Source organism: Streptantibioticus ferralitis, assembly GCF_029223525.1.
GTDB classification, from domain to species: Bacteria; Actinomycetota; Actinomycetes; order Streptomycetales; family Streptomycetaceae; genus Streptantibioticus_A; species Streptantibioticus_A ferralitis.
Genome location: NZ_JARHTQ010000052.1, coordinates 1 through 13275, shown reverse-complemented (window position 1 = coordinate 13275; position 13275 = coordinate 1). Strand labels below are relative to the sequence as shown.

Annotated in this window: 10 protein-coding genes; 5 read left to right on the top strand and 5 right to left on the bottom strand. The window is 70.5% G+C overall.

Translation table 11 applies throughout. From position 1 onward, the window contains the following. Positions 1 to 45: 45 nt before the first annotated feature. From P2L57_RS37785 to P2L57_RS37765, 5 genes are all read right to left on the bottom strand, one after another. Complete coding sequence (locus tag P2L57_RS37785; protein WP_275822708.1) at positions 46 to 804, bottom strand: thioesterase II family protein; 759 nt, start codon at positions 802 to 804, stop codon at positions 46 to 48. A gap of 61 nt (positions 805 to 865) precedes the next feature. Beyond that, on the bottom strand, positions 866 to 2560 hold the full coding sequence (locus tag P2L57_RS37780) for a (2,3-dihydroxybenzoyl)adenylate synthase (protein WP_275822706.1): 1695 nt from the start codon (positions 2558 to 2560) through the stop codon (positions 866 to 868). Further along, positions 2557 to 2817, bottom strand: coding sequence for an acyl carrier protein (locus P2L57_RS37775; protein ID WP_275822704.1), 261 nt, complete (start codon positions 2815 to 2817; stop codon positions 2557 to 2559). Before P2L57_RS37775 ends, P2L57_RS37780 begins: the two co-directional genes overlap by 4 nt. Positions 2818 to 2917: 100 nt before the next feature. Further along, positions 2918 to 4033 carry a ParB/RepB/Spo0J family partition protein gene (locus tag P2L57_RS37770; RefSeq protein ID WP_275822702.1) on the bottom strand — a complete coding sequence of 372 codons (1116 nt, stop codon included), beginning with the start codon at positions 4031 to 4033 and terminating at the stop codon, positions 2918 to 2920. A 15-nt stretch (positions 4034 to 4048) separates the two neighbouring features. Continuing rightward, positions 4049 to 5320: a DegT/DnrJ/EryC1/StrS family aminotransferase gene (locus P2L57_RS37765; RefSeq protein WP_275822700.1), complete on the bottom strand. Its 1272-nt coding sequence runs from the start codon at positions 5318 to 5320 to the stop codon at positions 4049 to 4051. An 898-nt stretch (positions 5321 to 6218) separates the two neighbouring features. On the opposite strand from P2L57_RS37765, the gene P2L57_RS37760 reads away from it, so the two are divergent. The 5 genes from P2L57_RS37760 to P2L57_RS37740 all read left to right on the top strand — a co-directional run bounded on the left by P2L57_RS37760 (position 6219) and on the right by P2L57_RS37740 (position 13089). After that, on the top strand, positions 6219 to 8147 hold the full coding sequence (locus P2L57_RS37760) for a carboxylesterase family protein (RefSeq protein ID WP_275822698.1): 1929 nt from the start codon (positions 6219 to 6221) through the stop codon (positions 8145 to 8147). Between the two features lie 163 nt (positions 8148 to 8310). Continuing rightward, positions 8311 to 9498, top strand: a complete 1188-nt coding sequence (locus P2L57_RS37755) for a 3-deoxy-7-phosphoheptulonate synthase (RefSeq protein WP_275822696.1) — start codon at positions 8311 to 8313, stop codon at positions 9496 to 9498. Positions 9499 to 9570: 72 nt separating this feature from the next. After that, on the top strand, positions 9571 to 10341 hold the full coding sequence (locus tag P2L57_RS37750) for a 2,3-dihydro-2,3-dihydroxybenzoate dehydrogenase (protein ID WP_275822694.1): 771 nt from the start codon (positions 9571 to 9573) through the stop codon (positions 10339 to 10341). Positions 10342 to 10531: 190 nt separating this feature from the next. Further along, a complete protein-coding gene (locus tag P2L57_RS37745) occupies positions 10532 to 11212 on the top strand; it encodes an isochorismatase family protein (RefSeq protein ID WP_275822692.1) in 681 nt (226 codons plus the stop codon). Further along, positions 11209 to 13089, top strand: coding sequence for an anthranilate synthase family protein (locus tag P2L57_RS37740; protein ID WP_275822690.1), 1881 nt, complete (start codon positions 11209 to 11211; stop codon positions 13087 to 13089). Before P2L57_RS37745 ends, P2L57_RS37740 begins: the two co-directional genes overlap by 4 nt. Positions 13090 to 13275: the final 186 nt, after the last annotated feature.

The following is a 13275-nucleotide window of genomic DNA, read 5'->3' as shown; positions in this document are numbered from 1 at the left end:
TCACGGTGCGGGGGCGGGCTCAGGGGCAGGGCAGGTGGCGGGGCATCAGCGGGCGGGCCGGGCGAGCAGCTCCGTGACCGCGGCCACGATCTCGGTGAGCCGTTCACGGGGGTAGAAGTGCCCGCCGTCGAAGATCCGGTTCGTGAAGCAGACACGGGTGAAGTCGGCCCATTCGCGTACGTCCTGCGGTGTCACCGCCGGATCGTCCGCTCCACAGAACGCGGTGATGGGCAGGTCCAGCGCTGGGGCGTCGTCGCCGAACCGGCAGGACTCCAGCACCTGGTAGTCGTTGCGCACGACCGACACGATCAGCCGCACCAGCTCCGGGCTCTCGCACGCGCTCCCGGGGATGCCGCCCAGCCGGACGAGCTCGTCGAGGACCCCGTCGTCGTCGCGCCGCAAGAGGTCACCAGCGTGGATCCGGGGCGGGGCGAACTGGCTGGAGACGATCAACCGGTCCGGCGTCGGGTAGCCCGACCGCTCCCACCTGCGGGCGATCTCGTACCCGACCGCGGCCCCCATGCTGTGCCCGAAGAACGTGAACGGCAGGTCCAGCAACGGGGCGAGCTCGGCGGCGAGAAGGTCGGCGAGCTCGTCCATGTCGTCGATCAGCGGATCGTCGATGCGCTCCTCACGGCCGGGATACTGCACCGCCAACAGGTCGACGTCCGGCGGGAGTTCGTCCCGCCAGGGGCGGTAGAAGGACGCGCCGCCGCCGGCGTACGGAAAGCAGACGAGCTGGTGGCGGGGCGATGCGGCACCGGCGGCGTGCTTGATCAGCGGAGTCGTTTGCCCGAGATACATGCGTTCACCTCATGACGGTGTTCGGGGGAGGAGGTGCGGCGTGTGCGGGCCGCGCCGAGGTTCAGTGCGCCTCGGCCGTGAGCCGGCCGGCGATGTCCTCCCGGAGGGCCTTCTTGTCGATCTTCCCGATGCCGGTCAGCGGCAGCGCGTCCACGAGCTCCAGCCGCTCGGGGAACTTGAAGGCGGCCAGGCCCTGCTGTTCCAGGAACCGGCGCAGCTCGCTCAGGCCGACCGTTCCCTCGCCGTCGAGGACGGCGTACAGGCACACCGCCTCGCCGTAGAGTTCGTGCGCCATGGCGACCCCGGCTGCCTGGACGATCCGCGGGTGGCGCTGGGCGATGGACTCCAGTTCCTCCGCGGAGATCTTCTCGCCGCCGCGGTTGATGGAGTCCCGTACCCGCCCCTCCAGGACGACGTTGCCCCCGCGGTCCAGGCGCACCAGGTCGCCGGTGCGGTAGAACCCGTCGGGTGTGAACGCCGCGGCGGTGGCCTCGGGATTGCGGTAGTAGCCGGCCACGGTATAGGGGCCGCGGGTCAGCAGTTCGCCCACCTTCCCTTGGGCCACGGGCTTGCCGTTGGCGTCGACGACCCGGAACTCGTCCATCGCACTGGCTGCGCTGCCCTGGGTGGTGTGGATGACCTCGTCAGGGTCGTCGAGGCGGGTGAAGCACAGCAGTCCTTCGCTCATGCCGTAGCACTGCTGGACTGTGGCGCCCAGCTCCGTGCGGACACGGGCGGCCGCGTCCGCGTTGAGCCGGGCGCCGCCGACCTGGATCACCTTCAGGCTGCTCAGATCGGCCCCGGACTCCGGCGCGGTGGCCAGCCACTGGAGCAGCAGGGTCGGTACGAGGGTGCAGTGGGTCACTCGCTCCCGCTCGATCAACTCGAAGGCGGCGCGCGGGCTGTTGGGGGTTGCGAGCACCACCCGGCCGCCCGCGATCAGAGTGCCGAGCACCCCCGGGCAGTTCATGACGAAGCCATGGGCGGCGGGCATGACCGCCAAATTGACCGACTCCGAGGTGATCCCCGCGATGCCGACAGCGGTACGGATCATGTATCCGTACCCCTCGTGGGCCCGCGGGATCGCCTTTGGCAGCCCGGTGGTGCCGCCGGAGAGGAGGAAGACGGCGGCATCCTGAGGAGTGGCACCAGGTGCGGCGGCGTCGGCCCGGCCGGCCTCCGGCGCCGTACCGCCGGGCCCCGGGCGGCATAGCCGCACCAGATCCGTCTCGCCCTCGGCGAGCTGCCTCGCTCCCCGTACGAACAGATGGCGCAGGCCGGGATGGCGGTCTCGCAGTCTGCGGGCCAGCCCGAGCTGGTCGAAGCGGCGGGTTCCGGTGTCCACGGCGAGGGCGACGGGCCGGGTGACCGCCACGATGTGGTTCAGCTCGTGCTCCCGGAACGCCGGCAGGATCAGCACCGGCGGCGCCCCGACGTGCAGCAGCGCCAGCACCAGGACGACGTACTCAAGGCAGTTGGGCAGTTGTACGCAGACCCGGTCGCCGGGGGCGATGCCGCGGGCGCGCAGCCGGTCGGCCGCTTCGTGCACCGCCTGTGCCAGTTCCTCGTACGTCATCCGGCGGTCGCCGTCCACGATGGCACAGCGATCGGGCTGGGCACGGCACCGGTCGAGCACCAGATCGCTCACCCGCTCCTGCCGCCATAACCCGGCGTCGCGGTACGCCGCGCCACGATCGGCGGCGATGGCGAGCACCTCCGTGTCCAGCGCGGCGCGTCCGCGCACCGGCGCCGTCATGACCGGCTCCGCTGCTCGGCGACGAGCTCGGCCAGCTGTCCCAGCGTGTAGTCGTCCTGGTCCCACAGGTCGACCGTCACGCCGAACCGCTGCTTGAGCGCGAGCTGCAGCTCGGTGGTCTCCACCGAGCTGAGCCCGAGTTCGGCACGGAGCTTCCAGTCCGAAGTGGCCTGCGCCAACTCCGCTTCGTCAAAGCCTATTTCGGCCAGGGTTTCGGTCACCGTGCTCAGCAGGCCGGCGGTCTCATGAGTCGACAAGGGGAAATTACCTCCAACATCCGCTGTCCGGGGGTACGAAGGCGCCCGGCGGTACCGGGGGTGGGGGGCGCCCTGGGTTGGGGCGGTTCGGCCTTCGAGATCAGCGTTCCGGGGCGCGCCCGGCCATCTCGCGCGCGAACTCCTGCCAAATGCGTGCGCATTCGCCCGCTACGTCGGCCACCGCCCGGGCGCAGTGCGGCGGGACCCCGCCGACGAGGGCCTGCCAATTGGCGAGCGGGATCTCGTGGGAGCTGAGCAGCCGGAGCAGCACGCGCCCCATGTCGGTAGAGCGCAGGGCGGGGTCCTGCTTCAGGGACCGCAGCCGCTCTGGCAACGGCGGACGCCGCACCTCTGGGCCGGTGCCCCGGGACGCCGGCCTGGGGAGGCTGTCCCCGGTACCGGCACCGGCACCGCCGGAGGCGTCCCTGCCGGCTGCTCCGCCCTTGATGCGCCATGGGGCGACCGGGGTGCGGGGAGAGGTGCCGGCCGCCCGGTGTGCCCCGCCACGCGGCGCGGGCACCGGATCCTGGCCGTTCTCCAGCCGCTTGCGCACGTCTTGGGCGGTGCCCAGCGATATTCCCGCAGAGCTGGCGATCTCCCGCAGCGAAGCGTGCGGCCGCTCGCCGATCAACTTGCTGGCGTACAGCCGCCCTTCGGCCACGCTGGTCGGGTGCGTACGGCCGTCCCGGCCCAGCCTGCCCATCCCGTTCAGCTGAGGATCTTCCGCGGCTGAACGGCGCCGGATGACGCCCACGGTCTTCGGGGACAGCCCCGACACCGAGCCGATCGACCGGTCCGACCACTGCGGGTAGGCACGCAGTATCCGGGCGGCCGCCGCCTTGCGGTCGGCCAGCGGCAGCGGCAGTCCGTGTGCGACGTTCGAGCGCACCGCCAGGACGAAGCTCTCCTCCTCTGTGCCCTCGAAGAACTCCACACGGATCTGCGTACCGCCGCGCAGGAGTTCAGCCTGCACCCGGTGCGTCCCATCGAGCACACGCATCGTCGGGTGGTGCACCAGGACAGGCGGCAGCAGCGAGGCGTCCAGCATGGCCAGCGCCCTGACGTGTTCCGGATCCTGGCCCCCGCTGCGCAGCGGGCAGGACATGTCCAGTGCGCTGATCGGCACGGTCACGGCCGGGCCCCGCCGCGCGGCAGCGAGCCCGGGCGCGGCCTCCGATACCCGTAAGGCTGTCTCGGCGGTCGTGCTACCACTCACGTTCATCCCTGGACGTCAGCCGGCCGTCAGCGCGGCACCCGGTTCGGGCGCGGCCGTACCGCCCGCCATGGCCTGGACCTCGGCCAGCGACTCGTCCAGCGCCTCGACGAGGTACTCCACCTGCGAGGTCCGCAGCCCGGGGTGGCAGGGGAGGTTGAGGTGCTGGTCGAACCACATGCTCTCGGCGACCGGGCACTCGCCGCGGCCGTGGCCGCGGTGCCGCCACTCCGGGGTCAGGTGCAGCGGGAAGTAGCGCAGCTGGATCTCCACCCCCCGCCGGTCCAGGGCCAGCAGCAGCTGGTCGCGTAGACCGCGGCTGTCCGCGAAGCAGGTGTAGAGGTGATAGGCGTGACCACTGTGCGCGGGTGCCTGTTGGGGCCGTACGAACGGATAGCGGCGCAGCACCGCGTCGAGCCGGGCCGCGATCGAGCTCCGGGTCCCCTGAAGGGTGTCCAGCCTGCTGAGCTGCGCCAGGCCGACGGCCGCCGCGGCCTCGGACATCGTGGCATTGGTGCCGGCCCGCCGGATCCGGGTGACCCGGTCGCTGTAGACCGCGGCGGAGTACTTCATCCACGGCAGCACCAGCGGCTCGTCGGGGTCGATCCACTCCTCCGGCTCGATCTGCGCGTCGACGTCGTTTCCGCGCAGCCGTTCCAGGCGCAGGGCCCAGTCGTCACGGTCGAAGGTGACCATGCCGCCCTCGCCGAGCGTGGTGATGTTCTTGGCGTTCTGAAAGCTGAAGCAGCCGATGTCGGCCAGCGAACCCGGCCTGCGTCCGCGGTAGTCGGCGCCCAATGCGTGCGCGCAGTCCTCGACGACGAGGATGCCGTGGCGGCGGGCGACCGCCATGATCTCGTCCATCTCGGCCGGGCAGCCGCCGTAGTGCACCAGCAGCAGGGCCCTGGTGCGCGGGGTGATCAGCGCCTCGACCGCGGCCGGGTCGATATTGAGCGTCATCGGGTCGATGTCACAGAAACGGACCGTCACCTCGCGGTCCAGCAGTGGCATGACGGTGGCCTGATAGGTCTGGGGAGTGGCGATGACCTCGTCGCCGGGCTGCAGGTCGAGGAGTTGGATCGCCAGCTCCAACGAGACGGTTCCGCTGGTGGTCGTCATCGCGTACCGGGTATCGACCAGCTGGGCGAAGGACCGCTCGAAGCGGTCGCGCCAGGTACCCATCGACAGCGGGGCCCCGCCCTGCACCAGTTCGGCGAGCGCTGTGACCTCGGCCTCGCCCAGTACACTGCCCCGTTTCGCACAGGGCACTACGTAGCTCCTGTCCAACATGCGTCCCATCAAAGCCGGACGTTCCCGTGCGGCGTAAGGCCCGACAGTGGTCAGCTGCGTCAGGACACGGTCAGAATGGTCAACTTCTTGCTGCCCACGGGTGTGCTGATCGGCGGTCGGCATACGCCCTGAGCCCGCGGGCGCCCCCGTGTCAGCGGTGCAGACGCAGGCGCCGCCCCGGACAGATGCGGTCCGGGCCCTATGGAACATGTGCTTGTTCAGCCAGCAGAAGGCCTGGGCGCCGCCCCGGATGTTCATGTTCCGCGATGGTGGAGAAGCAGTCTCCGGGCTGTACGGCGTAGCCGCGGGCCCTGAGGGCGGAGGCGATCTCGGCGGGGTGGGGGACCGTGCCGGAGTCCGCGAGGATCGCGCGGGCCCGGGTGTGAGGACCGCGCTACCGGCACCTCACCGCACCGGGGGCGAGCTGTCAGGTGTTCGCCGAACCGGGACCGCTCCGTGTCACCGCGGGTAAGGGGTACCGGCCCCTTCGCCATGCCCGCACCCTGTCCGTACTCCGCGCGCGCTATTGGGAATTGAGCTCCCAAAGCCCGAAAATAGCCGCCTAATTCTAGCCGGGTGACATACCGGCGGGTATTTGTCAGGTTGCCGGTGTGAAACCTGGCTGGAACCTGATGGATTACGGCTTACCTGACGAATTTTCTAAACGTCCATTGGTGGTGGCAGTGGCTCCGGCACACGATCTAAAACCCGCAAGTTGTCCGGCGGCCCGGCTGTACGAGGCCGGCGCGGCCCCGTACGCGTCGTACTTCTGCTCGTTGAGGGAGCACTGTGGCCATGAGCAATGCCGCCGTTGAATTCCAAGCGCGCCGTATCCTCGAAATCACCGCTGCCATGGCTGACGCCGCTGCCATAGCCCAGGAACTGGGCGGTTCCTGAGATGGCGACACCGTATGTGCTGACACCTCCGGGCTCCTCGTCCACCGCCCGCCGCCCCTCCGACGTCGTCGTACGCACCACCGAAGGGCTTGTCGCGGGAGAGCGGTGCCGGGAGTACACCGTGTTCCGCGGAGTGCCTTACGCCCGGCCGCCGTTGGGGGCGCTGCGATTCGCTTCGCCGCGTTCGCCGGTTTGCTGGGACGGGGTGCGGGATGCCACGCGCTTCGTACCGCCGTTTCTCCAACCCGGCGTACCGGAAAGCCGCGAGGACGCCCTCTACGCCAATGTCTGGACGCCGGATATCCGGGGTTCCCGGCCCGTACTGGTGTACATCCACGGCGGCGGCTGGCAGATCGGCGGCGGCGAACTTCCGACGTACGACGGAGCTCGTCCGGCGTTGCGCGGTGACCTCGTTGTGGTGACGTTCAACTATCGCCTGGGACCTTTTGGTTTTGGGCTGCACGAGGATCTCGCGGACCCGGACACCGGGTCGTTCGCCAACTGGGGACTGCAGGACCAGGCGGAGTTGCTGCGCTGGGTGCGGCGGAACGCCGCGGCCTTCGGCGGCGACCCCGACAACATCACGCTGAGCGGTACCTCGGCGGGGGGAGCGAGCGCCTGGCAGCTCGCGCTGCTGCCTCAGGTGCGGTCGCTCATCCGCCGGATCATCCCGATCAGCCCGTGCCATGTGTGGGTGCCCGCGGTCGCGTTGACCGCCGAGGACTCCCGTACCGTCTACGCGGCCATCGCGCGTCGGCTCGGCACCGATGTACGCGGGTTACGGGACGTGCCCGCGGGAGCGCTGCTCGACGCGTGGCAGACGGTGTTCTCCGGCAGCCCGTCGACGCGCCTGGTGGACAGCGGGCGTGAGTACCGGGGGCCGGTGTGTGACGGCCGGTGGATGGGGGGCTTCGATCACCGGCTTCCCGCGCTCGGCCTGCCGACGATGGTCGTGTACACCCGCACCGAGGGTGCGTTCTTCACCGTTCCCGGCCTGTCCGCGCTTCCGGCACCCCCGGCTCCCACCAACGAGGCAGAACTACGGGCGGCCGTGGCCGCGGTGCTGGACAGGCGGCTGGTCGGAGTTTCGGAGCGCCTGGTGGGCGACTGTCTGGCCGCCTACCGGGAGGCCGCCGCGGCCGACGGGCTGCCGCTGGACCCGGTATCGCTGTGGACCGAGATCTGGGGCGACGGGCTCTTCCGGTACCCGATCGTCCGGCTCGCCGAGAAGCACGCCAGTGCCGAGAAGCACGCCAGTGCCGAGAAGCACGCCAGTGCCGAGAAGCACGCCAGTGCCGAGAAGCACGCCAGTGCCGAGAAGCACGCCAGTGCCGAGATGCACGTCGGCGACGGGAGACACGCCGGCGATGGCGAACCAGCCACCGCCCCCGACGAGCAGGTCGCGGAGGGCACCCGCGCCCAGTACGTGATGGAGTTCGCGCATCCCACGCGCCCGCCCGCGTTCGGCACCCCGCACGAGGCCACCTCAAGGTTCCTGTTCGGCACCTTCGGCATCCCGGAGAACGCCTGGGCCTACGGGGACGGCCCGTTGGAGCGGCGGATCTCCGACATCTTCATCGACCTCGTGGCCGCCTTCGCCCGCGATGACGTACCGAGCGCGGTAGGCGTCCCGGACTGGCCGGTCTTCCATCCCGACCGACCCACCACGTTGATCCTCGGTGCGGAAACCGGCGATGGCGCCGAAGCCACCAAGACGGCCGAGCCCGCCGAAAGCTCCGAAGCCACCGAAGCCACCGAAAGCTCCGAAGCCACCGAAGCCACCGGAAGCACCGAAGCCACCGAAGCCACCGAAGCCCCCCGCGCCCCCCGCCGCGACGCCGAAGTCGTGCGCCTTGCGCGCCTCGCCACCACACCGCATCCGCGCCAACTGCGGTTCTGGGACGACGTGGGCTGGGTGCCGAGGCCCTGATGCGCCCTGAGGCGCCCTGATGCGCGCTGGATCGGAGAAAGCCGTACCGGTTCGGCGTGGAGCACTACGGGATGCCCCCGTACGCGATCCGCGGCGGGGGCCGTGCTCGTCGCACCTCCGCTCCGCGAGACACCTCCGCTTTGGGAGACACCAGGAGACACCAGTGGACAACGCTCTTGTCAGCCCCTCCAGTATCGAATCGATCCGTTCCAAACCCGTACTGCAGCAGCCCGACTGGGAAGGCAGCCAACTCCGTTGGGTGACCGACGAGTTGGCGGCCCGCCCGGCGCTGGTCAGCGCCTCGGACGTGCGTCGGCTGCGCGCCCTGCTGGCCGGCGTCGCCGCGGGCGAGGCGCGCGTGGTGCAGGCGGGTGACTGCGCCGAGGACCCGGCCGAGTGCACCGCGGGCTATGTCGCCCGCAAGGCGGGTCTGTTGGACGTGCTGGCCGGCGTGATGAAGATGATCACGCACCGTCCGGTGGTACGCGCCGGACGGATGGCCGGACAGTTCGGCAAGCCCCGCTCCAAACCCACCGAACAGGTCGGCGGCCGCGAACTCCAGGTCTACCGCGGCCACATGGTCAACAGCCCGGAACCCGACCCCTATCTGAGGAGGCCCGACCCACGACGGCTGCTCGCCGGTTACGAGGCGGCGAGCGAAGCCATGACCCACCTCGGCTGGCTCAACCCGTCCCGCCGGTCGGGCATCTGCCCGCCGGTGTGGACCAGCCATGAGGCGCTGCTGCTCGACTACGAGATCCCGATGCTGCGCCAGGACGAGCACGGGCGGCAGTACCTCGCCTCGACGCACTGGCCGTGGATCGGCGAACGCACCCGGCAGGTGGACGGCGCCCATGTCGCCCTGCTCGCCGAGGTCGCCAACCCGGTCGCCTGCAAGGTCGGCCCGGGTATGCCGGTCGACGAGCTGCTGGAGCTGTGCGAGCGGCTCGACCCGTGGCGCGAACGAGGGCGGCTCACGCTGATCGCCCGGATGGGCGCCGCGGCCGTGGCCGACCGGCTGCCGCCGCTGGTCAAGGCGGTACGGGCGGCCGGCCATCCGGTGATCTGGCTCAGCGACCCGATGCACGGCAACACGGTCACCGCCGCCGATGGGCTCAAGACGCGCTTCATCGACACCGTCGTACGGGAGGTGCGGGACTTCCAGTGCGCCGTCCGGTCCGCGGGTGGCATCGCGGGCGGACTGCATCTGGAGACCACGCCGGACGACGTCACCGAGTGCGTCACCAACGAGTACGGGATCGACCAGGTCGGCGACAAGTACACGAGCTTCTGCGACCCGCGGCTCAACCCAGGTCAGGCCATATCGGTGGTCTCGGCTTGGGCGGCCTGATCCGCAGGCACGGCCGAGCCACCACACAACTGCCGTTCCGGAGCAGGGACGGCCGTAGGGAGGTCCACAGCAATGGATAACAAGGTCGCCCTTGTCACAGGGGCAGCGGGCGGAATCGGCACGGCCGTGGTCCGCGCGCTGGGCGAGCGCGGCGCCGCCGTCGCCGCCGTTGACCGGGACGCAGCCGGGCTGCGGGACGTCGTGGAGAAGCTGACCGCCGACGGCCTGCGGGTCGAGGCGTTCCCCGCCGACGTCACCGACAGCGCGGATGTCGATGCCATGGTCGACGCGGTGGAGACGCGGCTGGGTCCACTGGAGTACCTGGTCAACGCCGCGGGGGTGCTGCGACTCGGCGAGGTCAGGGACTTCAGCGACGAGGACTGGTCGACCACCTTCGGGGTCAATGTGAACGGGGTCTTCCATCTGTCCCGGGCGGTGGTCAACCGCATGGCACCGCGGATGCGCGGCGCGATAGTCACCGTGGCGTCCAATGCCGCGGGCACGCCGCGTACCGAGATGGCCGCGTACGCCGCGTCCAAGGCGGCGGCATCGATGTTCACCAAGAGCCTTGGCCTGGAGGTCGCCAAGTACGGGATCCGCTGCAATGTGGTGGCGCCCGGTTCCACCGACACACCGATGCTCAGCTCGATGTGGCATGACGAGTCCGGCCCGGCCGGAACCATAGAGGGCCGGCCCGACGCGTTCCGGGTGGGCATTCCGCTGGGGCGGCTGGCCCGCCCGTCGAACATCGCCGATGCCGTCGTGTTCCTGCTGTCCGACCGGGCAGCGCATATCACCTTGCATGTCCTGACGGTCGACGGAGGCGCGGGCCTGGGTGCCTGACGCCTGTCCGGCGGATCCTCGGCATCAGTCTGCCCGTGGGCCGCGGCCCTCACGTGACCGCCGCTCCCCACCGTCGCGGCCCCGCGCCGCGACGGCACCGAGCAGACCGCGACCCGGCCAGGATCCGCCGGACAGGCTCCGGCGCCAAGCGGCACACATCACGACAGCGACGAGACCACGAGAGGACGCCATGGCCGGCATACCCGCCATCGAGCCCTACCCGATGCCCACAGCGGGCGATCTGCCCGACAGCACCGCACCGTGGACGGTCGATCCGGACCGCGCGGTGCTGCTCATCCACGACATGCAGCGTTACTTTCTGAAGCCCTTTCCTGACGACCTGCGGCATGAACTGGTACGCAACCTCGCCCTGTTGCGTGAGCGGGCCACCGAACTCGGCATGCCAGTGGCGTACACGGCGCAACCCGGCGGCATGACCGAGGAACAGCGCGGTCTGCTCAAGGACTTCTGGGGACCCGGGATGCGCACCACGCCCGCCGATCGGCAGGTTGTCGACGCGCTCGCTCCCGCACCGGGCGACTGGGTGTTCACCAAGTGGCGCTACAGCGCCTTCTTCCAGTCCGGTCTGCTGGAGCGGATGCGCGCCCATGACCGCGACCAGCTGGTCATCGGCGGTGTGTACGCGCATGTCGGTGTGCTGATGACCGCGGTGGAGGCCTTCACCAACGACATCCAGCCCTTCCTGGTCGCCGACGCCGTCGGTGACTTCTCCCCCGAATACCACCGGCTGGCCCTGGAGTACGCGGCCGAACGCTGCGCCGTGGTCACCACCGCCAAGAGGGTCGCCGGCCAGCTCGACCCGTTCGCCGCCGGTGTGACGGGGTACGCCCTGCGGGAGGCCGCCGTATGACCGCCGCCGAAGAGCTGTTCCGGCAGGTGCTGGCACCGACGCCGCCGCCCTTCGCCGTACTGCACCGGCCGGAGTCGACCGGCCCTGGCGCGCTGGACGTTCTCGTCGGCGAGGTGTCCACTCCGGACACGCTGGCCGGGATACCGCTGCCCGGTGGATCGTCCGGCCCAGGCCATGAGGTGCTGGCGATCGTGCCGTACCGGCAGATCACGGAGCGCGGCTTCGTCGCCGCCGACGACGGGGCACCGCTGATCGCGATGACCGTCACCGGTCAGGCGACCGTGCGGTCCGGGGATCTGCTGGACCGGATCCCCGATGTGCCGATCGGGCTGGCGGGCGGCGACTTCGATGTGGATGACGAGGCGTACGCCGACATCGTCCGCCGGGTCATCGCCGATGAGATCGGTACGGGGGAGGGAGCGAACTTCGTCATCAAGCGCTCCTTCGTCGCCGACATCTCCGACTACACCCCGCTCAGCGCGCTGGCCTTCTTCCGGCGGCTGCTGGAGCGGGAGTCCGGGGCGTACTGGACGTTCATCGTCCACACCGGCAGCCGGACGTTCGTCGGCGCCACCCCCGAGCGGCACATCAGCGTGCGCGGCGGTACCGCCGTGATGAACCCGATCAGCGGTACGTACCGCTATCCGCCGTCCGGGCCGACCCTGCCGGAGGTGATGGACTTCCTGGCCGACCGCAAGGAAGCCGACGAGCTGTACATGGTCGTCGACGAGGAACTCAAGATGATGGCCCGCATCTGCGACGGCGGCGGCCGGGTGGTGGGCCCGTACCTGAAGGAGATGGCCCGCCTCGCGCACACCGAGTACTTCATCGAGGGGCGCACCGCCAGCGACCCGCGCGACATCCTGCGGGAGACGATGTTCGCGCCCACCGTCACCGGTTCTCCGCTGGAGAGCGCCTGCCGGGTGATCGGCCGGTACGAGCCGCGGGGCCGCGGCTACTACAGCGGGGTCGTCGCGCTCATCAGCCGCGATGAGCACGGCGAGCGCACCCTGGACTCCTCCATCCTCATCCGTACCGCCGACATCGACAGCGGCGGCCGGATGCGGATCGGGGTGGGCGCCACGCTCGTACGGCACTCCGACCCGGAGTCCGAGGTCGCCGAGACCCGTGCCAAGGCGGCCGGACTGCTGTCGGCACTGGAGAGCGGTCCGGCGCGGTTCGGCCAGCACCCCAGCGTGCGGGCGGCACTTGAGCGGCGCAACACGGCCATCGCCGACTTCTGGCTGGCGGGTGACGCGGAACGCCCGTGTCAAGCACCGGAGTTGGCGGGGCGGCGGGTGCTGGTGGTGGACGCGGAGGACACCTTCACATCCATGATCGAGCAGCAACTGCGGTCCATGGACCTTGAGGTGGCCGTACGGCGCTTCGACGAGCCGTACTCCTTCGAGGGCTATGACCTGGTCGTCATGGGACCGGGCCCGGGAGATCCACGGGAGGAGAACCATCCCAAGATCGCCCATCTGCGGTCCGCGACCGCGGCGTTGCTCGAAGCGCGGCGGCCGTTCCTCGCGGTGTGCCTGAGCCACCAGGTGCTCAGCCTGGCGCTCGGGTTCGACCTGGTGCGCAGGGACGTGCCGAACCAGGGCGTGCAACGGGAGATCGACCTGTTCGGACGGCGTGAACGGGTCGGCTTCTACAACACGTTCGCCGCGCGCAGCGTCTCCGACCATGTCGACTGCCCGGACGTGGGACGGGTGGAGGCCAGCCGGGATCCGCTGACCGGCGAGGTGCACGCGCTGCGCGGCCCGCACTTCGCGTCCATGCAGTTCCACGCCGAGTCGGTGCTCACCCAGGACGGTCCGCGCATCGTCGGCACGCTGCTCACCGAGTTGGCGCTGGCCGCGGTACCGAGCTGACGCCGTTGTGGCCGCGGGGCCGCCCGGGGCCCGCGGCCCACCGCCCCCGGGCCCGCCACCCGCACAAGGAGGGCCCCCCGCTGTGGCCGGGGAGACCCCCCCGCCGGCCCCAGCGATGTCGCCGCGGCCGGGGGAAGCCCAGACCCCGGCACAAACGGCCTGCCACCCGCAAAACAGGGGGGACAG

What these genes read in the sequence shown, in the direction of transcription:
- P2L57_RS37785 (WP_275822708.1), bottom strand. Translation starts at nt 804, where the DNA reads ATGTATCTCGGGCAAACGACTCCGCTGATCAAGCACGCCGCCGGTGCC.
- P2L57_RS37780 (WP_275822706.1), bottom strand. Translation starts at nt 2,560, where the DNA reads ATGACGGCGCCGGTGCGCGGACGCGCCGCGCTGGACACGGAGGTGCTC.
- P2L57_RS37765 (WP_275822700.1), bottom strand. Translation starts at nt 5,320, where the DNA reads ATGTTGGACAGGAGCTACGTAGTGCCCTGTGCGAAACGGGGCAGTGTA.
- P2L57_RS37760 (WP_275822698.1), top strand. Translation starts at nt 6,219, where the DNA reads ATGGCGACACCGTATGTGCTGACACCTCCGGGCTCCTCGTCCACCGCC.
- P2L57_RS37750 (WP_275822694.1), top strand. Translation starts at nt 9,571, where the DNA reads ATGGATAACAAGGTCGCCCTTGTCACAGGGGCAGCGGGCGGAATCGGC.
- P2L57_RS37745 (WP_275822692.1), top strand. Translation starts at nt 10,532, where the DNA reads ATGGCCGGCATACCCGCCATCGAGCCCTACCCGATGCCCACAGCGGGC.
- P2L57_RS37740 (WP_275822690.1), top strand. Translation starts at nt 11,209, where the DNA reads ATGACCGCCGCCGAAGAGCTGTTCCGGCAGGTGCTGGCACCGACGCCG.